The following is a 22,373-nucleotide window of genomic DNA, read 5'->3' as shown; positions in this document are numbered from 1 at the left end:
GCGCTGGACTTCCGGCAGTCGGGGAGGCAGGTGGGGTGGTTTCGGCGCTCGGTCCTGTTTCAACCGAGGGACGGTAACAGTGTTTCCGTACATCTTCGGGTCATGATCACCCGATAGTGTCAGGAGTTCACTGCATCACCGCAGGTCAGCGGCCGAGGTAGCGGGGATCGACTGGGGGTAGTGGCTTCTCCGGGAGGTTGGCGTGGGCCTTCATCATGAAGTCGAACCAGGTGCGCGCGGGCAGGGTACCGCCGTAGATGTCACCTTCACCGCACAAGCGGGGTGGGCCGGCGTTGACGCAGATCCCGCTGGGTGACGTGCTGTCGTTGAACACCTGCACGGCACCGGCGTAGTCCGCGGTCGCGCCGATGAACGCGGCGGACTTGTACTCCTCCGTCGTCCCCGTCTTCCCCAGCGCCGGCCGGGTCCAGCCGAACTGCTTGGCAGCCGCCGCGGCCGTTCCCCGTTCCTGGTCGTCCTCGCTCATCCCCACCGCCAGGGCGTTCGCCAGCGGCTCCTCGACGACCTGCTCGCACGGCGCGTCGCGGTAGCCCACGTCCTTGCCGTGCCGGTCGGTGACCTTCACGATCGGCGACGGCGGGCACCACACGCCGCCCGACATCAGCGTCGCGGCGACGTTCGCCAGCTCCAGCGTGCTGGTCGGGGCGGGCCCCAGGGTGAACGACGCGTTGCCCGACCCCTTGTAGAACTCCGACTGCGTCACCCGCAGTTCCTTCTGCTTGGACTTCGGGTCCGGCGGCACGCCCGCGATGTTGGTCGTCATCGTCTCCCGCATCCCCAGCCGGTGCGCCATGTCGACCACGGCGTCCAAGCCCACCCGCTCCTCCAGGATGACGAACGCGGTGTTCGGCGAGGTCGCCAACGCCTGCTTCAACGTCATCCGCGGCGGGTAGCTGCCGTCGTGGTTGCGCAGGCAGTACCAGTAGGTGAACGGCTCGCCGGTGCCCGGGCACCCCGGCGCGCCACCGCGGAACACCCGCGACGAGTACGACCCGGGCGACTCGATCACGCTCTCGATCCCCAGCCCGCCCTTCTCCAACGCCGCCGCGGCCGTGAACACCTTGTAGACCGACCCCGCGCCGAACTTGTTCTCCACCGCGCTCGGCAGGTCGAACTGGGTCTGGAACTCCTCCTTCTTGAGCCCGTAGTCCCGGTTGGCCACCAGCGCCACGACCTCGTGCCGCTCCTTGCCCGGCCGCACGACCGCCGCCGTGTTCGCGATGCCCGGCGTCGTCTTCGGCACCTGCGCCTCGGCCGCCTGCTTGGCGTGCTGCGTGAGCGTGCGGTCCAAAGTGGTCTGTATGGTGTAGCCGCCGATCTTCAGCTCGTTCAGCGAGTAGCCGTTGCGGGTCAGGTGGTTGATCACGAACGAGCAGTAGAACCCGAACTCCACACCGGACCCGACGCAGCCGGTCGACAGTGGACGGACGGGCGTGGCCAGCCCCAGCGGCGCGCGCTTGTGCACCTCGGCCTGCTCGCGGGACAGCTTGGCGTTCTCGGTCATCAGGTCGATGACCATGTTCCGCCGCTCGATCGCCTTGTCCGGCCGGGCCTCCGGGTCCAGGAACGTCGGGCTGTTGACCATCCCGGCGAGCATCGCGGCCTGCGGCACGGTCAACTTGTCCGGCGTGGTGTTGAAGTACGCCTGGGACGCCGCCGCGATGCCGTAGATCGTGCCGCCGAACGGCACCACGTCCAGGTACCGCGACAGGATCTCGTCCTTGCTGAGCTGCGTCTCCACGTGCATCGCGATGCGCGCCTCGCGCAGCTTGCGGGCGATCGTCTGCTCCTGCGCCTCCTTCTGCCCGCCGACGTCCTCCCGCTCCAGCACGTGCACCAGGTGGTTCTTCACGTACTGCTGCGTGATCGTGGACGCGCCCTGCGTGGTGCCGCCCTCCGACTGGTTGCGCAGCGCGGCCCGCAGCGTGGCCAGCCAGTCGACGCCCTTGTGCTCGTAGAACCGCCGGTCCTCGGTGGACACCAGCGCGTCCTTCATGACCTGCGCGACCTTGTCCGGCGGCGTGAGCACGCGGTACTGGTCGTAGACGTAGGCGAACGGGACGCCGTCCTTGTCGGTGATCGTCGTCATCAGCGGCGGCGGCGTCTCCAGCATGCTGACGGTGGTGGCGGCGACCTGGTCGCTCATCCGGTTGGACACGAGGCCGGCCGCGCCGACGACGGGGACGACCATCCCGGCGAGCAGCAACCCGGCCACCATGCAGAGGCCGATCAGTTTCGCGAGGGCGGCGGTGCGCATGACTCAGGAGTTGCGCTCGGACGGGCGGCGGAAACACCGATCACCGGGGTTCACTGCAAGGTACGGACAATGGCGCCCCGATGTTTACCCCGGCATTGTTCACCCGTTCGTGGACAATTCTACGCAGCGTCGGAGCGGTTGAAGGCGGCGCTCGCGAGATCCGCCGCGTGCCGCATCGCGGCGGCGTGCAGCGCGGTCAACGACAGCGCGTCGGCCTGCGCCGCCGGATCGCCCTCCGCGGCGGCCTCCAGCCGCGACTCGGCGGTCACGTAGACGACGCACTCGGCGGCCACGCTCAACCGCCGCGCGAGGAACGCCACGGCCCTCATCAGCCGCTCCGCCTCGGCCTCGGTGATCGGCACGACCCGCGGCGGGTCGGCGTCGACCTCCTCGTCGACGTCCTGCCGGCTGGCCCGGCACGCCAGCCCGCGGTCCCAGAGGCCGGCTGCCTCGTGCAGTGACTCGATGAACGGCTCCCAGTCCACTGGGGGCGAGGTCATGGTCATGGTTCTCACCTTCCGTGCGTCGTGCTCATCGGGTGAGTGCCCCGTAAGTGTCGCTTCATGCCGGCATTTCTTAGGGCCCGAGGAAATGATCGTCACCCACGCGCACCGGCTGGTCACGTGGGGTGCCGCGAAAGACGGCTTTTGTCATTCGTTCAGGTGGAAACGGCTTCTTCAGGTTGTCCGGGCACGAGCGGTGGTAGCCGTTCGGCAGAAGTCACGGCTGCGAGTCGGTGCGAGCCGCCGCGGGTCGTCGAGCCCAGCACGGCTCCGCCCAGGCGGGGAAGGGGAGGAAGTCCAATGCCGGCGCGATCCCACAGGTGGTTGTCCCGCGCGGCGGCGTCGGCGGTGGTGCTCGCCTGCCTCGCCGCCCCGCACGTGCCGGCGACCGCGACCCAGATGGCGCCGGCCGGGCCGGCTCCCGAGGCGCAGGCCGACCACGCGGCCGGCTCGCAGATCGCCAAGCACGAGGGCGCGCACCCGGTCGCCGCCTCCGAGCTGGTGCTGACCGGCCCGACCGTCCCCGGCATGGACGTGAGCAGCCACCAGGGCGACGTCGACTGGCCGCACTGGTGGAACCAGGGCATGCGGTTCGCCTACGTGAAGGCCACCGAGGGCACCGGGTACGTCAACCCCAAGTACAACCAGCAGTACGACGGCTCGTACCAGGTGGGCATGGTCCGGGGCGCCTACCACTTCGCGCTGCCCGACCGGTCCGACGGCGCGACGCAGGCCAACTACTTCGTGGACCGCGGCGGCGCCTGGAGCGCGGACGGCCGCACGCTGCCCGGCGCGCTGGACGTCGAGTACAACCCGTACGGCGACGACAAGTGCTACGGCCTGACGCCCGAGGCGATGGTGGCCTGGGTGCGCCAGTTCGCCGAGACCTACCAGGCCCGCACCGGGCGCTGGCCGATGATCTACACGTCCACCTCGTGGTGGGACATGTGCACGGGCCGACTCGGTGACTTCACCGCGACGAACCCGCTGTGGGTGGCCCGCTACGCCGAGAGCGTCGGCCCGCTGCCGCACCGCTGGTCGGCGCACTCGATCTGGCAGCACACGTCGACCCCGATCGACCAGAACCTCTTCAACGGCACCATGGACGACCTCGTGGCGCTGGCCCGGGGCTGAGTCGTCCGGAACGGCGGCAGCCATGCACAACGACAAGTCCCACGGCAGGCCCTTCCCCGTGCGGTTGCGCGGCTACGACCGGCGCGAGGTGGACGAGGAACTGGCCCGCACGCGGTGGGAGCTGGCCCGCCTGCGGGAGGAGCTGGAGGTGCTGCGCACGGACCGGGACGGCGCCGCGGCCACCGCCGACGACCTGATGCGCGAGCTGGAGGATGCGCGCAGCGAGCTGGCCGAGTACCGGGTGCTGCACGCGGGCTACTCGAAGGACAACGCGGTGTCCGGCTGCATCCGCTACCTGATGCACGTGGCCAGGCAGAAGGCGGACGCGTTCGAGACCGACGCCCGGGAGCGCAGCGAGCAGATGCTCAAGCGGGCCGAGGAGGTGGCGCGGCAGCAGGCCGTGCTGCTCGACGAGACCGAGCAGGAGACGCAGCGGCGGCTCGCGGAGGCCGAGCAGCGGGCCCGCCGGATCGTGGCGCAGGCGACGGCGGAGGCGAGCGCGCTGCTGGGCGGCCAGGTGGACGGCCAGGACCGCTGGACCCCGGACACCGAGCCGCCGTCGCCGGCCGTGCCGATGCCGCGGATCATCTCCGGACCGCTGCCGGTGGTGCAGCCGGACGCCGAGGAGCAGCGGCCCACGTCGGCTTGAAGGGGGCAGTACGCCACCTCGGCGCACGACCCGTCACGCGTGGCGCCGTCCACGTCGATCACCACCCGGCCCGGCCGGACGTGCCCCGTCACGCACGCCCGGCAGGGCCGCGGCGCACCCCGCCGGCGCCGCGACCACCGCCACCCCGGGCAAGAGCCTCATGCCGCCCGACAGCGCGCGCGTCACGTGGGCAGGTCTCGCGGATGATCCACGTCGTCGCCGTCCGCCACGTCGCCGCACGGCACGTCGAGCGTGCTGTGCCGGCGCAGGTAGTCGCGCGCACCGGCGTCGCCCACCGCCGACTCGACCACGCCCGACCAGTGCTCCGCGCCGATCAGCACGGGGTGGCCGGGCGCGCCGTCGTACGAGGCGCGGGCCAGCGCCGTCGGTGACGCCAGCGCCCGCAGGCGCTCGACCGCCGCCACCGTCACGCCCGGCGTGTCCACCGGCAGCACGACGACCGCGCCGACGTCCGCGCCGACCTCCGCGCCGGTCAGCGCGGCCAGGCCCGCGCGCAGCGACGAGCCCATGCCGGTGGCCCAGTCGGGGTTCTCCACCACGACGCAGCCCTCCAGCACCGCCCGCGCGCGCACCGACGACGCCGCGGCGCCGAGCACCACGACGACCGGCGCGCACCCCCCGTCGCGCAGCACCGCCGCGGCCCGGTCGACCCACAGCCCGCCACCGCGCGACACCAGCGCCTTGGGCCCGCCGAAGCGCCGCCCGGCGCCCGCGGCCAGCAGCAACCCCGCGACCCGCATGGGGTCACACTAGGGCCCGGTGCCCCTTCAACTCCTCCCGGTTCGCCACCGCCAGCTTGCGGTAGACCCTGGTCAGGTGCTGTTCCACCGTGCTCACGGTGATGTGCAGCCGCATCGCGATCGCCCGGTTGCTGTGGCCACACGCGGCGAGGGTCGCGACCCTGCGCTCCGAGTAGGTCAACTCCGTCATACGCGAGAACACGTGCGCCGGCGCGGTAGCGGTTCAATCAGGACGACAGGTGCTCCAGGATCAGCGCCGTCAATGCCTCCGGCGCCTCCTCCGGCACCCAGTGCGACACGTCCTCCAGCATCTCGAACCGGTACGGGCCGGTGACCCAGTCGCCGGTGCTCAACGCCGCCGTCGACCCGAACGCCACGTCCTCGGTGCTCCACACGTACAGCGTCGGCACGGACACCTTCCCGGCCCTGCCGCCCGGACGCCCGGCGCGGTACCAGTTCAGGGCCGCGGTCAGCGCGCCCGGCTCGGACAGCCGCCGCACGTACTCGTCCACCCGGCTCGGCGGTACCCGCCACTCGAACATCTGCCGCAGCGCCGCGCCGCCGTCGTCCAGCATCCGCTTCTCGGTGTTGCTGTTGCGCCACTCGGTCATGTAGCCCGACCGCAGGTGCTGGTCCTCGTCGGTGCGCAGGGCCTCGGCCAACGCCCCGGGGTGCGGCGTGGACACCACCACGAGCTTGCGCAGCCGGTCGGGGTGCTCGGCCGCGGTCCACCAGGCCACCGCGCCGCCCCAGTCGTGGCCGACCAGGTCGAACCGCGACCAGCCGAACGAGTCCGCGACCGCCAGCACGTCACCGACCAGCGCCTCGACGCCGTAGTCGGCGGCGCGCTCCGGTCGCGCGCCCGGCGAGTAGCCGCGCTGGTCGAACGCCACCGCCCGGAACCCCTCGCGGCCCAGCACCGCCACCTGGTGCTCCCACTCGACGGCGGCCTCGGGGAAGCCGTGCAGCAGCAGCACCGGCCTGCCGTCCTCGGGGCCCGCCGCGATCGCGTCGAAGTCGCCCTCGTCGGTCCGCACGCTCAGCTGTTCGATCACGGCGATCTTCAGTCCCCTCACTCGACCGGTCCAGGCGTTGCGGTGGGCATTCTCGCGCGCCGGCACGGGCCGGAACCGCGCCGGGGGAGGTGCCGCGGCCCGGCTCGGCTCGGGGGACCCGTCCCGGGCGGTTCTCCGCGGCTTACTCCGAAGCGGGCTCCCGGGTGGGCTGTTCGGGTGGCCATCAGTGCACCGAGGCGAGGTAGTGGACGGCCCTCGCTGGGCCGATCGGCTCATCCGCCATCACCTCCGAGTGCCGTTGCGACCACGCTGCGTCGGATCGTGGTCAGCTTTGGCTTGTCCCGTATCAGGAGCACCGCTGCGCGCTCCTCATCAATGAGCCGGGATGGGCCGGAGGATTGACGAGCGTGAGGAGGTCGCCGGATGGTGCAGCACGCATCCGTGCGAGCTGACGTCGAGGTGGGGGTCGGCGCGGTTCGCGACGGCGCCGACGTGCCCGGTCGTCCCGAGGTGAGGCTGGTCGTGGGCGGGGGCCCGCGCCCGGTGACCGCCCAGTGGCTGGCCGAGGCCGAGCTGACCGAACTGGTCGACGAGGCGCTGCTGGGCGACCCGCGCGCGACCGGTCAGCTCCTGGCGCGCATCCAACCGCTGGTGCTGCGGTACTGCCGCGCGCGGGTCGGGTCGAGGGAGCGCACCCTCGTCTCGGCCGAGGACATCGCCCAGGAGGTGTGCCTGGCCGTGGTGTCGGCCCTGGGCACCTACCACTACGAGCCCGGCTCGTTCCTGGCGTTCGTGTACGGCATCGCCGCGCACAAGGTCGCCGACGCGCGAAGACGCGCGGTGCGCAGCCGGTCCGAGGTCGTGCCCGAACTGCCCGACACGCCGACCCTGGAGGCCGGGCCCGAGCAGCGGGCCATGACCGGGGAGATGATCGGCCACGTGACGCAGCTGCTCCAGAAGCTGCCGGAGCGGCAGCGCGAGATCCTGGTGCTCAGGGTCGCGGTGGGGCTGTCGGCGGAGGAGACGGCGGCGGCCGTCGGCTCGACCGCGGGCGCGGTGCGGGTCGCGCAGCACCGTGCGCTCGCCCGAATGCGCGAGCTCTTCGCGGCTGTCGACGGCTGACCCGGCCTGGCATCGTGGGGACATGGCCGCCACGCCTCCGCTCGTGCCACCGCCCGTGCCGTCGGACCCGGCGCAGCCCGCCGCACCGGTGTTCGACGTGCTGCTGTCGGGGACCGTGTTCCTGGACATCATCTTCACCGGCCTGCCCCGGCCGCCCGCCCCGGGCACCGAGGTGTGGGCCGAGGGCCTCGGCTCGTGCCCCGGCGGGATCGCGAACCTCGCCGTGGCGCTGAGCAGGCTGCAACTGCGGACCGCGCTGTCGGCCGCGTTCGGCGAGGACGTCTACGGCGACTTCTGCTGGGAGGTGCTGGCCGAGCAGGAGGGCGTCGACCTCAGCTACTGCCGCCGGTTCTACGGCTGGCACTCCCCGGTGACCGTGTCCATGGCGATGGACCGCGACCGGTCGATGGTGACGCACGGCCACCGGCCGCCGGTGTCGGCCGACGAGATCCTGAACCCGCCGCCGCGCACGCGGGCGTGCTTCGTGCACGTGGGCCCGGAGGACGAGCGGTGGGTGGCGCAGGCGAAGGACGAGGGCGCGCTGCTGTTCGCCGACATCGGGTGGGACCGCACCGAGCTGTGGGCGCCCGAACTGCTGAGGCGGCTGGAGCAGTTCGACGTGTTCCTGCCCAACGACGCCGAGGCGCAGCGGTACACCCGGTCCGACACGCCCGAGCGCGCTGCGGTGGCGTTGGCCGAGCACGTGCCCGTGGTGGTGGTGACGCGTGGTGGTGGTGGCGCGGTGGCGGTCGACTCGGCCACCGGCGAGATGGTGGACGTGCCGGGGCTGAACGTCGCGCCGCTGGACTCGACCGGCGCGGGTGACGTGTTCGGCGCGGGTTTCGTGCTGGGGACGTTGTCGGGGTGGCCCCTGGCGCACCGGGTGCGGTTCGCGAACCTGTGCGCCGCGCTGTCGGTCCAGCACTTCGGCGGGTCGCTGTCGGCGCCGGGGTGGGTGGACATCGCTACGTGGTGGCGGACGGTGTCACGGCGGCCGGACGACGACCTGAAGGGGTACGCGTTCCTGGAGGACGTGCTGCCGGAGCGCACGGGGGCGGAGGTCCGGCGGGCCAGCGCGACGATCCGGTTGCGCGCCTCCCGCTGACCCCGCGATCCGCCGGGCGTCGGCCGTGATCACCCGATCGTGATCTTGCCGGCGGCGAACACCTGTTCGATCATGGATGGGTCGCGGGTCGACCGTCCAGGTGGCCGGCGCCGCCGCCGGCCGGGCGTGAGGCTGATCACCCCGGCGTGCCTGGCGGGCTGCGCCGTCCGGCCGAACGGGGTTTGACCACGCTCTCGATCGGGCAGGAGTAACTTCGACAACCGTCGTCGGAGATCGCGCCGAAAACTTCTGCTCGCCGGGGAGCAACCCGCGACGGTCTTCGTGCGACTTAGTCAGTGGGGGTTCCCGCGGGTTTCGGAAGGGGTTGCTGGTTCAGTGTTCGCCGCGCGCGCGACAGGTCTGGTCAAGTTGGTGGGGTTGTGCCTGATGGCGGGCGTGCTCGTCGCGGCGGTGCTGTTCCCGGTGGTCGGCGGCCTCGGCCTGGCGTCCAACCGGGCCGCGGACACCGTGGACCAGACCTCCGGTGAGTTGACCAAGGCCGAGCTGCCGCTCGTGACGACGGTGCTGGACATGCACGGCCAGCCGATCGCCTACCTCTACGACCAGTACCGGGTGCCGGTGCCGTCGGAGGGCATCGCGGACACCATGAAGGCCGCGATCATCGCGATCGAGGACAAGCGGTTCTTCGAGCACAAGGGCGTGGACTGGCAGGGCATCGCCCGTGCCGCGGCCAAGGCGGGCGTCGACGGCGAGACCTCCCAGGGCGCCTCGACGCTGACCCAGCAGTACGTGAAGAACTACCTCGCGTTCGTGGTCGGCAAGGGCTCCGAGGAGGCTTACGAGAAGGCCACCGAGGTGACGCTCGGCCGCAAGATCAGCGAGGCGCGGATCGCCACCCAGCTCGAGCAGAAGATGAGCAAGGACGAGATCCTCACCGCCTACCTCAACGTCGTCCCCTTCGGCAACGGCGCGTTCGGCGTCGGCGCGGCGGCCCGCACCTACTTCGACACCACGCCCGACAAGCTGACCGTGCCGCAGGCCGCGATGCTGGCCGGCCTGGTCAACGAGCCGAGCAGGCTGAACCCGGGCTCCGACGTCGACGCCGCGATCAAGCGCCGCAACACCGTGATCGACCGGATGCGCGACAACGGCGCGTTCGGCCCCGACCCGAAGGTCGCCGAGGAGAAGGCCGCCGAGTACAAGGCCACCGACATCGGCGTCGTGCCCGACCTGAAGCTGCTGCCCAACGGCTGCGTCGGCGCGGGCGACGGCCCGGTCTACGGCTTCTTCTGCCGCTACCTGGTCGACTACCTGGAGAAGGCGGGCCTGCCGACCGAGGAGCTGCTGCGCGGCGGGTACACGATCACCACCACGATGGACCCGGTCGCCACCCGCGCGGCCAAGGAAGCCGCGATGCAGCAAGTGCCCAAGACCCAGCCGGGCGTCGCCAACGCGATGGCCGTGGTGCAGCCGGGCTCGGACAAGCACCGGGTGCGCGCGCTGGCCGCCAACCGCGACTTCGGCAACAACGCCGACGCCGGGCAGAGCGCCTACTCGATCCCCGCCGAGGTGACCAAGTTCGGCGCGGGCTCGATCTACAAGGTGTTCACCGCCGCGTCGGCGCTGGAGCGCGGCGTCACCGGCATCGACAAGCAGATCGACGTGCCGAAGACCTACACCTCGAAGGTCTACAAGGACGGCAGCAAGCCCTACACGGTCCGCAACGCGGCCGACTACAAGGAGAAGATGACGCTGACCGAGGCGATGGCCCAGTCGCCGAACACCGCGTTCATCATCCTGGAGGAGAAGGCCGGGCTGAACAACGTGGTCGACATGGCCTACCGGCTCGGGCTGCGCGAGTCGATGCAGGGCGTCGACTGGAAGGGCGACCCGCTCAAGGCCGACGGCTCCAACGGCCCGTCGCAGGGCGACGTCTACAAGCGGGACAACAGCGGCTCGTTCACCCTCGGCGCGGGCCCGACCAGCGTGCTGGAGCTGGCCAACGTCGCGGCGACCATCGTCAGCGGCGGCAAGTGGTGCCCGCCGACGCCGGTGGAGAAGATCGTGGACCGCAACGGCCAGCCCGTGCAGCTGAAGGAAGCGCCGTGCGACCAGGCCGTCGCGCCCGAGGTGGCGAACGCGCTGGCCACCTCGATGAGCGCGGACACCAAGCCCGGCGGCACGGCGGCGCAGGCGGCGTCGAACGCGGGGTGGAACCGGCCGATGGTCGGCAAGACCGGCACCACCGAGAACCACTGGTCGGTGGCGTTCCTGGGGGCCACTCCGCTGTTCGCCGGGGCGGTCATGACGTTCACCGATGGGGTGGCACCCCAGGTGATCTGCAACAGCACCCCGCCGAGGCTGTGCGGCACGAACGACGCCGGCGGCGTTTTCGGTGGTCAGGTGGCTGCGCCGACGTGGTTCAACGCCATGAAGGTGATCCACGAGGGCCAGCCGCCAGCCGACCTGCCGCCGGTCGAGCCGCGCTACCGGTAGTCGACCTTCGTCACGGGTTACGTCACGCCTCAAGATGCCCCTGACCTGGGCTTTTATAACGGTCACAAGCGGAACTGAGAAGTACTTGAACACGTAGTGTGACGATCAGTGGGTTATCTCACCAAAAAGCACCAGTGCCGGTGCTAAGGCTTGCCTCCTGTTGTTACATCGGGTTACGGTCCCCGCCGCATGTCACGGTTCGGTCACCATAGGGACACGGCGTCGCTCCCCGAAAGCGCCGCCAGCCTGGATCCCCCGCCAGGTGTCCCTGTGGCCGGGCCGTGCTCCCCGATGCAGGAAGGCACTACCTTGGCACGGCACACGAAGGCCGACGGGCGACGCGCGTTCATCGCGCCCCGCACCCCGTTCCGCAACCGCTCCCATCGCGCGGAGTGCGACCGCAAGCCCGTCAGCGGCCGCGTCGCCGCCGCGGTGGTCGCGGCCGGCGCCCTCGCCACCGGCGTGGGCGCCGCCGGCGGGTTCGACGCCGGCGACACGACGTTCCTCCCCGTGGGCGCCGGCTCCGACCTGGCGGCCGCGCTCGTCCACAGCTCCGCGCCCCGCGCGACCGAGGTCCGCACGGTGCACGCCGTCGAGCCCGCGTTCGAGGCCGCGAAGCTGATGCGCTCCGAAGGGCTGCTCGTCCGGCAGCACGTGGACCAGGCGATCCGCCACGCGTCCGAGGGCTACACCGCCCGGCAGGCCGAGCTGAAGCGGCAGGCCGACGCCGCGGCGGCCGAGCAGGCCCGCGTCGACGCCGAGAACGCGCGCATCGCCGCCGAGCAGGCCCGGATCGCCGAGCAGAAGGCCGCCGAGGAGGCCGCGCGGCGCCCGAAGGCCGTCAAGCCCGCCGAGGGCCAGTTCACCTCCGGCTTCGGCGCCCGGTGGGGCACCACCCACTACGGCGTCGACATCGCCAATGCCATCGGCACCCCGATCCTGTCCGCGATGGACGGCGTCGTGGTCGAGGCGGGCCCGGCGTCCGGCTTCGGCCTGTGGGTCCGGGTGCAGCACAACGACGGCACGATCACGATCTACGGCCACGTCAACGAGACGCTCGTGTCGGCGGGTCAGCAGGTCCACGCGGGCCAGCAGATCGCCACCATGGGCAACCGCGGCCAGTCGACTGGGCCGCACCTGCACTTCGAGGTGTGGCTCAACGGCTCGCAGAAGATCGACCCCATCGGCTGGCTGGGCGAGCGGGGCATCTCCCTCTGACCTGACCGCCGATTCCCCCGTTCTGCCCCGCCGGGCGCACTCCGGCGGGGCAGAACGGCATTTCGGAGGGGGTCGCACACCCCGGTTACCCCGGTCGCGAGCGGTTCACACGTGCCGGTCGGGTTTTCGCAGCGGGCATACCGACTGGTCGGTACCTGAGGTACGGTGGCCGCGGACACCTTCAGGGAGGCGATCGTGGCTCGTTGGGGAATCACCCTGCCGCTGACCGGCGTGCCGGTGCTCGACCACCGCGCGCTGGTGGCCGAACTGGCCGACCTGGGCTACACCGACGTGTGGTCCGCCGAGACCGCGGGCACCGACGCCTTCACGCCGCTGGCGCTGGCCGCCCAGTGGTCCGACCGCGTCCGCCTGGGCACCGCCATCACCCCCGTCTACACCCGCGGCCCCGCGACGCTGGCCATGACCGCGGCCACGCTGGCCGAGGTGTCGGGTGGGCGGTTCGTGCTGGGCATCGGGTCGTCCTCGCCCGTGATCGTCGAGCGGTGGAACGGCGTGCCGTTCCACGAGCCGTTCAAGCGCACCCGCGACACGCTGCGGTTCCTCAAGGCCGCGCTGGCGGGCGAGAAGGTGTCCGAGGAGTACGAGACGTTCACCGTGCGCGGCTTCAAGCTGGAACGCGCGCCCGAGCACCGCGTGCCGATCATGCTCGCCGCGCTGCGCCCCGGCATGCTGCGGCTGGCCGGGCGCGAGGCGGACGGCGCCATCACCAACTGGCTCGGCGCCGACGACGTGCCCAAGGTCCGCGCCGAGATGGACGGCGGCGAGCTGGCCGCGCGGATCTTCGTGTGCCCGACCGAGGACGCCGCCGCGGCCCGCGCGCTGGGGCGGATGCTGATCAGCACGTACCTCACCGTGCCCGCGTACGCGGCGTTCCACGACTGGCTGGGCCGCGGCGAGGCGCTGCGGCCGATGCACGAGGCGTGGGCGGCGGGGGACCGGCGCGGCGCCGGCGCGCTCATCCCCGACGAGGTGGTGGACGCGCTGATCGTGCACGGCAGCGTCGACGAGTGCCGCGCGCACGTCGCGAAGTACGCCGCGAACGGCGTCGACACGCCCGTGATGGCCGTCCTGCCCACCGGCGCGGACCAGCTCGACCTGGTGCGCGCGCTGGCGCCAGGGGCCTGACGGTGGCGCGGCGCACCGGGGCGACGCCCGAGCGGATCGTGGGCGCGGCCGTGCGGTTGTTCGCCGCGAAGGGGTTCGACGCGACGACGGTGCAGGAGGTCGTCGAGGCCGCCTCGGTCACCAAGGGCGCGCTCTACCACTACTTCGGCTCCAAGGACGACCTGCTGTTCGAGATCTACCGGTCGCTGATCGGGCGGCAGATGGCCGACCTCGACCGGATCGTGGCGGCCGGGGAGGACGCGGCCACGACGGTGCGGCGGATCGTGGTGAGCCTGGTCGAGACGACCGCGGAGAGCGTGGACGAGACCGCGGTGTTCGTGCGCGAGATGCACCGGCTGGACGCCGACCGGATGGCCAGCTTCCGGGCCGAGCGGCGGCGCTACCACGAGACGTTCCGCTCGGTGGTCGAGCAGGCGCAGCGCGACGGCGAGTTCAGCTCCGCGGTGCCCGCCGACACGGCGGTCCTGATCGCGCTGGGCGTGGTGAACCAGCTGCCCACCTGGTACCGGCCGGAGGGGCCCAAGTCGCCCGGCCGGCTCGGCAACGAGATCGCCGACTTCGTCCTGGCCGCGCTGCGGCCCGCGTGACGCGTCGGGCGGGCCGCCGGTCGGGGGGACGGGTCAGGCCGTGCGGCCGGCCCGTTCGCGCAGCGCGGTCAGCGCCTTGTCGGCGTGGGCGTTCATGGCGAACTCGGATTTGATGACTTCGATCACGGTCCGGTCGGTGTCGATGACGAACGTGTGCCGCTTCACCGGCAGCGGCCCGAACCGCCGCTTCACGCCGAACGCCGCGGCCACCTCGCCGTCGCCGTCGGACAGCAGCGGGTAGTCGAAGGCGTGCTTGGTCGCGAACTCGTTCTGCCGCGCCACGGGGTCCGGGCTGATCCCCACCCGCTGCGCCCCGACCTCGGCGAACTCGGCCGCGAGGTCGCGGAAGTGGCAGCTCTCCGCGGTGCACCCGGCGGTCATCGCGGCGGGGTAGAAGAACAGCACGACGGGGCCCGCGGCGAGCAGGTCGGACAGGGCGCGCGGTGCGCCGTCCTGGTCGGGCAGGGTGAAGTCGGGTGCCTGGTCGCCGGCCTTCATGGCAGTCCTCTCCGCAGGGTGTCGATCACGTCTCGCAGGGTGCTCGCGACGGGGCAACCGTACGTTTCTCGCTAATCTCGTACCAGGCCGGGAGGTGTGAGTTGACGAGCATGTCCGACGTCGCGCGGGCCGCCGGGGTGTCCGCGGCGACGGTGTCGCGGGCGCTGCGCGGCGAGCCCGGCGTGTCCGAGGCGACCCGCCGGTACGTGACCGAGGTCGCCAAGCGCATGCGGTACGCGATCGCCCGCGACGCGTCCAGCCTGGCCGGCGGGCGGCGGTACGCGGTCGCCGTGCTGACCGCCGACGTGGGCCGGGGCGACCTGCTCGCGGGCGCGGAGGGCGCGCTGCGGCAGGCCGGGTACGACGTGCTGCTCTACGTGCTGCGCGACGCCGACGCGCGCAGGCGGTTCTTCGACGACCTGCCGCTGGCCCGGCGGGTCGACGGCGTGCTGGCGCTCGCGGTCAACCTCACCGACGCCGAGCAGGCCGCCCTCGACGGGCTGGACGTGCCCGTGGTCGCGGTGTGGGACGACGACCTGCGCGCGGCGCTGCGCCTGGCCGTGGGCCACCTCACCGGGCTGGAGCACCGGGACGTGGCGCTGGTGCTCGCGGGTGACATCGACGAGTCCTACGACGAGGTGCTGGTCGCCGAGGGCCTGCCGGTCCGTCCGGAGTGGACGCTGTGGTCGTCCTCGACGGTGGCGGGCGGCGAGCAGGTGGTGGACGCGCTGCTCGACGGCGAGCGCCTGCCGTCCGCGGTGATCAGCACGAGCGGCGAGGTGGCGCTGGGCGTGTTCCTGCGGCTGCGCCGCGACGGGCGCGACGTGCCCGGCGACGTGTCGATCGTCAGCCTGGAGGGCACCGACCTGGCCCGCGCCGTGGGCATGACCGCGGTGGAGGGCGCGTGGCGGGAGCGCGGCGAGCACGCCGTGGACGTCCTGCTGGCCCGGCTGCGCGGCGAGGAGACCGAGGCCGAGCCCCCGTCGGTGCAGCTCGTGGTGCGCGAGTCGACCGGCCGGCGGACCGCCCGCTGAAACTCGGAGGTTTGAACTCACTCGGCTGGGTTATTAACCCCAGGCAACATCCTGCAACCTTCGGGTGACCACTGGTCACCGGCCTGGATTCTCACCGACGGGGAAGGCGAAGCTGTCCGACGTGGACGACGAGCTCGCGGCACTGGCCGAGGCCCACGGCGTGGCCACCCACTACGAGGACGCGAACCAACGCCGAGCGGACGTCGACCCCGATGTGGTCGTGGCGGTGCTCGCGCAGCTGGACGTGGACGCCTCGACGCCGGAGGCGGTGCGCCGCGCCCTCGCCGCGCCGAAGCGACCACCGGGCACGATCGTGCTGCGCGAGGGCGACGTGCTGGAGGAGACCGGCACCGTCGACCTGGAGGACGGCGGCCGGGTCGAGGTGCCCGCCGCGCTGCCGCCGGGCTACCACCGGCTCGGCGCGCGGACCGTGATCGTGGCGCCGCGCAAGCTCGCGCCCGTGCCCCGGGCCTGGGGGTGGATGCTCCAGCTCTACGCCATGCGCTCGGCCGAGTCGTGGGGCATGGGCGACTACGCCGACCTCGCGACCCTGGCCCGGCGCAGCGCCGCCGAGCTGGGCGCGGGCGTGCTGCTGGTCAACCCCGTGCAGGCGATCAGCCCCACCCTGCCGGTGGAGCGCTCGCCCTACTCGCCGTCGAGCCGCCGCTTCGCCAACCCGCTCTACCTGCGCGTCTCCGACGTCCCGGCCTACCGCGAGGTCGACGCGGCCACCCGCGCGGAGATCGACGCGCTGCGCCCGGCCGACGACACCGACCTGATCGACTACGACGCCGTGTGGACGGCCAAGGCGAAGGCGCTGGAACTGCTCTGGCGGCACGTCGAGCACCGCGCGCCCGAGGGCGAGCTGCTGGACTTCGCCCGGTTCTGCGCGCTGGCCGAGGCGCACGGCCCGGACTGGCGCGAGTGGCCGGCCGAGCAGCGCGACCCGGCCACGGCCACCGCCGACCCCGAGCGGGTCGCGTTCCACGCGTGGTTGCAGGAGCTGTGCGAGCAGCAGCTGACCGCCGCGCGCCGGGCCGCGCACGACGCCGGCATGCCGGTGGGCGTCGTGCACGACCTGCCGGTGGGCGTGCACCCCGGCGGCGCGGACACGTGGGCGGTGCGCGACGCGTTCGCCGCGGACGTCACGGTCGGCGCGCCGCCGGACGCGTTCAGCCGCCTCGGCCAGGACTGGGGGCTGCCGCCGTGGCGGCCCGACCGGCTCGCCGAGCAGGGCTACGAGCCGTTCCGGGCGGTGGTGCGCAGCGTGCTGCGGCACGCCGACGGCATCCGCATCGACCACGTGGCGGGCCTGTGGCGGCTGTGGTGGATCCCGCCGGGCGAGCCGCCCCAGCGGGGCACCTACGTGCACTACGACCCGGACGCGATGCTGGCCGTGCTGACGCTGGAGGCGCACCGGGCGGGCGCGGTCGTCGTCGGCGAGGACCTGGGCACGGTCGAGCCGAAGGTCACCGAGGCGCTGCACGAGCACGGCATGCTCAGCTCGGCGGTGCTGTGGTTCCAGCGCGAGTACGACCTGCCCGACCACCCGCTGATCCCGCCGGAGAAGTGGACCGCGTCGGCCATGGCCAGCATCTCCACCCACGACCTGCCGACGGTGGCCGGTTTCCTGGCCGCCGAACACGTTCGGGTGCGAGCCGACCTGGGCCAGTTCGACGGGCCGGTGGACGCGGAGTACCGATCGGTCGAGCGTGAGCGCGACGAGTTGCTCGAACTCCTCAAGCAGGAAGGCGTCCCTGCCGATGATGTGGTTACCGCGTTCCACGCCCTGCTCGCGAAAGCGCGGTCCGTGCTCGTGCTGACCTCGCCGCAGGACGCGTTGGGCGAAGTGCGCCAGCCCAACCTGCCCGGCACCACCGACCAGTACCCGAACTGGCGCATCCCGCTGCCCGTCGCGCTCGCCGACCTGTTCGACGACCCGCGCGTGCGGCGGGTGGCGGCGGCGCTGGCGGGCGACCGCACGCCCGGAGCCGACGGGATCGGTGCGCGGTGAAGCGAAACGCGCACGTCACAGCGCGCGGCCCGGCCGCGGAGTATCGTCAACCAGTCACCCGCGCCAAGGTTGGAGGTGGCAGTCACCCGTGAACACCGACTTGGTGTCCCGCACCGGGCTCGTGCCCGAGCAGATGATTCCCCAGAGCAGTCCGGTGGACGCCCTGGAGACGACCGTCGAGAGGGTCTTGGTGGCCGTGCGGCCGTCGAACCTGGCCGACCCCCTCGCCGGAGCCCGCCACGCCGAAGAGTCCCTCAGGGACGCCCTGAGGCGCACCGACGTCGGCGCGGACCACGCGCTGGCCCAAGCGGTGGCCTGTGCCGAGGCCGCCTGCGAACACCTGCGCTACTGCGAGCTCCAGGAGGCGCGGCTGCTGCTGGTCGCCGCGCGCGGGCAGCTCGCCAGGTCGCACGCCGGCAGATCCTGACCTACAACGGTAGGGGTCGATTCGTTCCCGCTCGTCCGGAGGAAAAACCCTGTGCGGCCCTGGCCCGGAACTCCCTACCCGCTCGGTGCCACCTACGACGGTGTGGGCACCAACTTCACCCTCTTCTCGGAGGTCGCGGACTACGTCGAGCTGTGCCTGTTCGACGACGACGGGACCGAGACGCGCGTGCGGCTGCCGGAGGTGGACGGCTTCGTCCACCACGGCTACCTGCTCGGCGTCGGTCCCGGTCAGAAGTACGGCTACCGCGTGCACGGCCCGCACGACCCGGAGCACGGCCTGCGGTGCAACCCCAACAAGCTCCTGATCGACCCGTACGCCAAGGCGATCACCGGTGACGTGGACTGGGACGAGTCGCTGTTCGGGTACCGGTTCGGCGACCCGGACGCGCGCAACGACCTCGACTCGGCCGGGCACGTGCCGCTGTCGGTGGTGGTCAACCCGTTCTTCGACTGGGCGAACGACCGCCCGCCGAACATCCCGTACAACGAGTCGGTCGTCTACGAGGCCCACGTGCGCGGGCTGACCATGCAGCACCCCGAGGTGCCGGAGCGGTTGCGCGGCACGTACGCGGGCCTGGCGCACCCGGCGGTCATCGACCACCTCAAGGGACTCGGCGTCACCGCGCTCGAGCTGATGCCGGTGCACCACTTCATCACCGATCACGGACTGCAGGAAAAGGGCCTCCGGAACTACTGGGGCTACAACACGATCGGGTTCTTCGCACCGCACTCCGGTTACGCTGCGATGCCGGAGCAGGCCAACCAGGTGCAGGAGTTCAAGGGCATGGTGCGCGCCCTGCACGAGGCGGGCATCGAGGTCATCCTGGACGTGGTCTACAACCACACCGCGGAGGGCAACCACCTGGGGCCCACGCTGTCCATGCGCGGCATCGACAACCAGGCGTACTACCGGCTGGTCGACGACGAGCCGAAGTTCTACATGGACTACACCGGCACCGGGAACTCGCTGAACGTGCGCAGCCCGCACACGTTGCAGCTGATCATGGACTCGCTGCGGTACTGGGTGACCGAGATGCGGGTCGACGGGTTCCGGTTCGACCTGGCCGCCACGCTGGCCCGCGAGTTCTACGACGTGGACCGGCTGTCGACGTTCTTCGACCTGGTGCAGCAGGACCCGGTGGTCTCGCAGGTGAAGCTGATCGCCGAGCCGTGGGACGTCGGGCCGGGCGGCTACCAGGTCGGCAACTTCCCGCCGCTGTGGACCGAGTGGAACGGCAAGTACCGCGACACGGTGCGCGACTTCTGGCGCGGCGAGCCCGCCACGCTGGGCGAGTTCGCGTCCCGCATCACCGGCTCGTCGGACCTCTACCAGGACGACGGCCGCCGCCCGTACGCGTCGATCAACTTCGTCACCGCGCACGACGGGTTCACGCTCAACGACCTGGTGTCCTACAACGACAAGCACAACCTGGCCAACGGCGAGGACGGCCGGGACGGCGCGGACGACAACCGGTCGTGGAACTGCGGCGTCGAGGGGCCGACCGACGACCCCGAGGTCAACGACCTGCGCGCCCGGCAGCGGCGCAACCTGCTGGCCACGGCCCTGCTGTCGCAGGGCGTGCCGATGCTGCTGCACGGCGACGAGCTGGGCCGCACGCAGCAGGGCAACAACAACGCCTACTGCCAGGACAACGAGCTGTCCTGGGTGGACTGGACGCTGGCGGAGAAGAACCACGACCTGCTGGAGTTCACCTCGGCGCTGACCGCGTTCCGCCGGCAGCACCCCGTGCTGCGCCGGCGCCGGTTCTTCCAGGGCAAGCCGATCCGCAAGGGCGACGAGCTCCGCGACATCGCCTGGTTCACGCCTTCGGGTGAAGAAATGACGGAGCAGAACTGGGGCGACGACTTCGGCCGCTGCGTCGTGGTGTTCCTCAACGGCGAAGGCATCCCCGACCTCGACCCGCGGGGCATGCGGGTGCTGGACGACTCGTTCCTGCTCGCGTTCAACGCCCACCACGAGGACATCGAGGTCACCCTGCCGGAGGAGGGCTACGGTCTCCAGTGGACGGTCGTGATCGACACCGCGACCGGTGAGGTGACAGCGCCCGACCGGGGCGAGGTGGTGCCCGCGGGCGGCACGCTCACGCTGGTCGCGCGGTCCCTGGTCGTGCTGCAACGGCTGGAGCAGGAGTGAGCGCGCACGGCGGGCCGCCCTCGTCCACCTACCGCGTCCAGTTCACGCCCGACTTCACGTTCGCCGACGCCGAAGCCGTGGTCGACTACCTGGACGCGCTGGGCGTCGGCGCGCTGTACGCCTCGCCCGTGCTGGAGGCCGTGCCCGGCTCCACCCACGGCTACGACGTGGTCGACCCGACCCGCGCCCGCGAGGAGCTGGGCGGCGAGTCGGGCCGGGTCGCGCTGCACAAGGCGCTCAAGCGGGCCGGGCTCGGGTTCGTGCTCGACATCGTGCCCAACCACATGGCCGTCGACCACGACGACGTCAACAAGTGGTGGTGGGACGTCCTGCGGAACGGGCGCGGGTCGCGGTACGCGAAGTACTTCGACATCGACTGGGACTCCGGGCCGCTGCTGCTGCCGTTCGCGGGTGACGAGGCGTCCGAGGAGGAGCACGAGCACTACCGGCTGGTGTTCTGGCGGCGCGGCAACACCGAGCTGAACTACCGGCGGTTCTTCGACATCACCACCCTGGCGGCGGTGCGGGTCGAGGACCCCGAGGTGTTCGACGCCACGCACGGCGAGGTGCTGCGGTGGGTCGAGGCGGGCGAGGTGACCGGCCTGCGGGTCGACCACCCCGACGGCCTGGCCGACCCCGGCGGGTACGTGCGGCGGCTGCGCGAGCGGTCCGGCGTGTGGCTCGTGGTGGAGAAGATCCTCGGCGCGGACGAGCGGCTGCCCGCGAGCTGGCCGGTCGACGGCACCACCGGCTACGACGCGCTGCGCGAGGTGTGCGGCCTGTTCGTGGACCCGGCGGGCGAGGCCGCGTTCACCGCGCTGGCCGACGAGCTCGGCGTGCCCACCGACTTCGCCGCGGTCGAGCACGAGTGCCGCGAGCTGGTCACCCGCACGATCCTGCGCGCGGAGGTCCGCCGGATCGCGGCGCTGGTGCGTGACGCCGACCCGGCGGAGGCCGAGCGGGCCGTCGCCGAGGTCATGGTCAACTTCCCCGTCTACCGCTCCTACCTGCCCGAAGGGCTGGACGCGTGGACGGCGGCGGTGACCGCGGCGACGTCGCCCGCGGTGCGGGCGCTGGACCGGCAGGTGCGGGCCGAGCCGCAGGGCGAGCTGGCCACGCGCATCCAGCAGACGTCCGGCATGGTCGTCGCCAAGGGCACCGAGGACACCGCGTTCTACCGGTTCTCGCGGTTCGCGGCGCTCAACGAGGTCGGCGGCGCGCCCGACCGGTTCGGCGTGCCGCCGACCGAGTTCCACGGGCGCGCGGCGCTGCGCGAGGCGGGGTCGCCCGCGGCGATGACGGCGCTGTCGACGCACGACACGAAGCGGTCGGAGGACGTGCGGGCGCGGCTCGCGGTGCTGGCCGAGCTGCCGGAGGAGTTCGGCGAGCTCGTGCGCCGGTGGACCGCCGCGCACCCGATCGACGAGCCGTCGCTGAACCTGCTGGCCTGGCAGTCGCTGGTCGGCGCCTGGCCCATCACCGCCGAGCGGATGGGCGCCTACCTGGACAAGGCGGCCAAGGAGTCGAAGGTCCGCACCACGTGGGTCGACCACGACGAGGAGTTCGAGGCGGCCGTCGCGGCGTGGCCGGAGCAGGTGCTGGGCGGTCCGGTGGCGGCCGAGGTGGCGTCGTTCGTGGACCGGATCGTCGCGCCGGGCTGGTCCAACGCGCTGGGGCAGAAGCTGGTGCAGCTCACCGCGCCCGGCGTGCCCGACGTCTACCAGGGCACCGAGCTGTGGGACCTGTCCCTGGTCGACCCGGACAACCGCCGGCCCGTGGACTACGAGGTGCGCCGACGGCTGCTGGCGCGGATCGAGGACGGCTGGCTGCCCGACGTGGACGACTCGGGCGCGGCCAAGCTGCTCGTCGTGCAGCGCGCGCTGCGGCTGCGCAGGGAACGGCCCGAGCTGTTCCGCGGCTACCGGCCGCTGGAGGCGTCCGGACCGGCCGCACCGCACGTAGTGGCGTTCGAGCGGACCGGGCTGGTCGCGGTGGCCACCCGGCTTCCGGTGGGATTGGCGAACGCGGGCGGCTGGGGCGACGCGGTGCTGCCGCTGCCGCCGGGGGAGTGGACCGACGTGCTCACCTCCCGCCCGGCCACCCCGCGGCTGGCGGACCTGCTGGACCGCTACCCGGTGGCGCTGCTGGTCGCCGGCTGAGCAGGCGGACGGACTGGGTCGGCTCTGCCGACGGACGGACTGGGTCGGCTGAGCCGACGGACGGACTGGGTCGGCTGAGCCGACGGACGT

19 protein-coding genes are annotated in these 22,373 nt (G+C 72.2%); 13 read left to right on the top strand and 6 right to left on the bottom strand.

Translation table 11 applies throughout. From position 1 onward, the window contains the following. Nucleotides 1–145: 145 nt before the first annotated feature. Nucleotides 146–2,278, bottom strand: coding sequence for a transglycosylase domain-containing protein (locus ACIQMJ_RS32530; protein WP_499764819.1), 2,133 nt, complete (start codon nt 2,276–2,278; stop codon nt 146–148). A gap of 119 nt (nt 2,279–2,397) precedes the next feature. Next, nucleotides 2,398–2,784 carry a hypothetical protein gene (locus tag ACIQMJ_RS32525; RefSeq protein ID WP_499764818.1) on the bottom strand — a complete coding sequence of 129 codons (387 nt, stop codon included), beginning with the start codon at nt 2,782–2,784 and terminating at the stop codon, nt 2,398–2,400. A 297-nt stretch (nt 2,785–3,081) separates the two neighbouring features. Between ACIQMJ_RS32525 and ACIQMJ_RS32520 the strand changes: the two genes are divergently transcribed. Continuing rightward, on the top strand, nt 3,082–3,915 hold the full coding sequence (locus ACIQMJ_RS32520; protein ID WP_499764817.1) for a lysozyme: 834 nt from the start codon (nt 3,082–3,084) through the stop codon (nt 3,913–3,915). 22 nt (nt 3,916–3,937) lie between these two features. Beyond that, nucleotides 3,938–4,564 (top strand): DivIVA domain-containing protein, encoded by a 627-nt coding sequence (locus ACIQMJ_RS32515; protein WP_499764816.1) that lies wholly within the window; start codon nt 3,938–3,940, stop codon nt 4,562–4,564. 182 nt (nt 4,565–4,746) lie between these two features. Here ACIQMJ_RS32515 and ACIQMJ_RS32510 read toward each other — a convergent pair whose 3' ends face one another. The 3 genes from ACIQMJ_RS32510 to ACIQMJ_RS32500 are packed head-to-tail and all read right to left on the bottom strand — an operon-like array spanning nt 4,747 to nt 6,380. Next, nucleotides 4,747–5,325 (bottom strand): nucleotidyltransferase family protein, encoded by a 579-nt coding sequence (locus ACIQMJ_RS32510; protein ID WP_499764815.1) that lies wholly within the window; start codon nt 5,323–5,325, stop codon nt 4,747–4,749. Nucleotides 5,326–5,329: 4 nt separating this feature from the next. Then, complete coding sequence (locus ACIQMJ_RS32505; protein ID WP_499764814.1) at nt 5,330–5,515, bottom strand: helix-turn-helix domain-containing protein; 186 nt, start codon at nt 5,513–5,515, stop codon at nt 5,330–5,332. Between the two features lie 37 nt (nt 5,516–5,552). Next, a complete protein-coding gene (locus tag ACIQMJ_RS32500) occupies nt 5,553–6,380 on the bottom strand; it encodes an alpha/beta fold hydrolase (protein WP_499764841.1) in 828 nt (275 codons plus the stop codon). A gap of 384 nt (nt 6,381–6,764) precedes the next feature. On the opposite strand from ACIQMJ_RS32500, the gene shbA reads away from it, so the two are divergent. The 6 genes from shbA (at nt 6,765) to ACIQMJ_RS32470 (ending at nt 13,976) form a co-directional block, all read left to right on the top strand. Next, the gene (shbA, locus tag ACIQMJ_RS32495; protein ID WP_499764813.1) at nt 6,765–7,463 is read left to right on the top strand and encodes an RNA polymerase sigma factor ShbA; all 699 of its coding nucleotides are present in this window, start codon (nt 6,765–6,767) and stop codon (nt 7,461–7,463) included. Nucleotides 7,464–7,485: 22 nt separating this feature from the next. Further along, nucleotides 7,486–8,568: a PfkB family carbohydrate kinase gene (locus ACIQMJ_RS32490; RefSeq protein WP_499764812.1), complete on the top strand. Its 1,083-nt coding sequence runs from the start codon at nt 7,486–7,488 to the stop codon at nt 8,566–8,568. Nucleotides 8,569–8,904: 336 nt separating this feature from the next. Beyond that, nucleotides 8,905–11,025, top strand: coding sequence for a transglycosylase domain-containing protein (locus ACIQMJ_RS32485; RefSeq protein WP_499764811.1), 2,121 nt, complete (start codon nt 8,905–8,907; stop codon nt 11,023–11,025). 309 nt (nt 11,026–11,334) lie between these two features. Beyond that, nucleotides 11,335–12,243, top strand: coding sequence for a M23 family metallopeptidase (locus tag ACIQMJ_RS32480; RefSeq protein ID WP_499764810.1), 909 nt, complete (start codon nt 11,335–11,337; stop codon nt 12,241–12,243). A 195-nt stretch (nt 12,244–12,438) separates the two neighbouring features. After that, the gene (locus ACIQMJ_RS32475; RefSeq protein WP_499764809.1) at nt 12,439–13,389 is read left to right on the top strand and encodes an LLM class F420-dependent oxidoreductase; all 951 of its coding nucleotides are present in this window, start codon (nt 12,439–12,441) and stop codon (nt 13,387–13,389) included. A 2-nt stretch (nt 13,390–13,391) separates the two neighbouring features. Next, complete coding sequence (locus ACIQMJ_RS32470) at nt 13,392–13,976, top strand: TetR/AcrR family transcriptional regulator (RefSeq protein ID WP_499764808.1); 585 nt, start codon at nt 13,392–13,394, stop codon at nt 13,974–13,976. Between the two features lie 33 nt (nt 13,977–14,009). Here the strand turns inward: ACIQMJ_RS32470 and ACIQMJ_RS32465 are convergent, their stop codons facing one another. Next, complete coding sequence (locus tag ACIQMJ_RS32465) at nt 14,010–14,474, bottom strand: peroxiredoxin (protein ID WP_499764807.1); 465 nt, start codon at nt 14,472–14,474, stop codon at nt 14,010–14,012. Between the two features lie 110 nt (nt 14,475–14,584). Between ACIQMJ_RS32465 and ACIQMJ_RS32460 the strand changes: the two genes are divergently transcribed. The 5 genes from ACIQMJ_RS32460 (at nt 14,585) to treY (ending at nt 22,283) form a co-directional block, all read left to right on the top strand. Further along, on the top strand, nt 14,585–15,508 hold the full coding sequence (locus ACIQMJ_RS32460) for a LacI family DNA-binding transcriptional regulator (RefSeq protein WP_499764806.1): 924 nt from the start codon (nt 14,585–14,587) through the stop codon (nt 15,506–15,508). A 121-nt stretch (nt 15,509–15,629) separates the two neighbouring features. After that, entirely contained in the window at nt 15,630–17,522 is a 1,893-nt protein-coding gene (malQ, locus tag ACIQMJ_RS32455) for a 4-alpha-glucanotransferase (RefSeq protein ID WP_499764805.1), read from the top strand. 88 nt (nt 17,523–17,610) lie between these two features. After that, nucleotides 17,611–17,949 (top strand): hypothetical protein, encoded by a 339-nt coding sequence (locus ACIQMJ_RS32450; RefSeq protein ID WP_499764804.1) that lies wholly within the window; start codon nt 17,611–17,613, stop codon nt 17,947–17,949. 51 nt (nt 17,950–18,000) lie between these two features. After that, on the top strand, nt 18,001–20,124 hold the full coding sequence (gene glgX, locus ACIQMJ_RS32445; RefSeq protein WP_499764803.1) for a glycogen debranching protein GlgX: 2,124 nt from the start codon (nt 18,001–18,003) through the stop codon (nt 20,122–20,124). Beyond that, entirely contained in the window at nt 20,121–22,283 is a 2,163-nt protein-coding gene (gene treY / locus ACIQMJ_RS32440) for a malto-oligosyltrehalose synthase (protein WP_499764802.1), read from the top strand. The genes glgX and treY overlap by 4 nt, the downstream gene beginning before the upstream one ends. The last annotated feature ends 90 nt before the right edge of the window (nt 22,284–22,373 follow it).

Source organism: Actinosynnema sp. NPDC091369 (genome assembly GCF_044757065.1).
Lineage (GTDB): Bacteria > Actinomycetota > Actinomycetes > Mycobacteriales > Pseudonocardiaceae > Actinosynnema.
This window is presented reverse-complemented; position numbering and strand designations above follow the sequence as displayed.

Bases quoted from the DNA above. Each gene is read 5' to 3' on its own strand.
- ACIQMJ_RS32530 (WP_499764819.1), bottom strand. From the start codon at position 2,278: ATGCGCACCGCCGCCCTCGCGAAACTGATCGGCCTCTGCATGGTGGCC.
- ACIQMJ_RS32525 (WP_499764818.1), bottom strand. From the start codon at position 2,784: ATGACCATGACCTCGCCCCCAGTGGACTGGGAGCCGTTCATCGAGTCA.
- ACIQMJ_RS32520 (WP_499764817.1), top strand. From the start codon at position 3,082: ATGCCGGCGCGATCCCACAGGTGGTTGTCCCGCGCGGCGGCGTCGGCG.
- ACIQMJ_RS32515 (WP_499764816.1), top strand. From the start codon at position 3,938: ATGCACAACGACAAGTCCCACGGCAGGCCCTTCCCCGTGCGGTTGCGC.
- ACIQMJ_RS32510 (WP_499764815.1), bottom strand. From the start codon at position 5,325: ATGCGGGTCGCGGGGTTGCTGCTGGCCGCGGGCGCCGGGCGGCGCTTC.
- ACIQMJ_RS32505 (WP_499764814.1), bottom strand. From the start codon at position 5,515: ATGACGGAGTTGACCTACTCGGAGCGCAGGGTCGCGACCCTCGCCGCG.
- shbA (WP_499764813.1), top strand. From the start codon at position 6,765: ATGGTGCAGCACGCATCCGTGCGAGCTGACGTCGAGGTGGGGGTCGGC.
- ACIQMJ_RS32490 (WP_499764812.1), top strand. From the start codon at position 7,486: ATGGCCGCCACGCCTCCGCTCGTGCCACCGCCCGTGCCGTCGGACCCG.
- ACIQMJ_RS32465 (WP_499764807.1), bottom strand. From the start codon at position 14,474: ATGAAGGCCGGCGACCAGGCACCCGACTTCACCCTGCCCGACCAGGAC.
- ACIQMJ_RS32460 (WP_499764806.1), top strand. From the start codon at position 14,585: ATGTCCGACGTCGCGCGGGCCGCCGGGGTGTCCGCGGCGACGGTGTCG.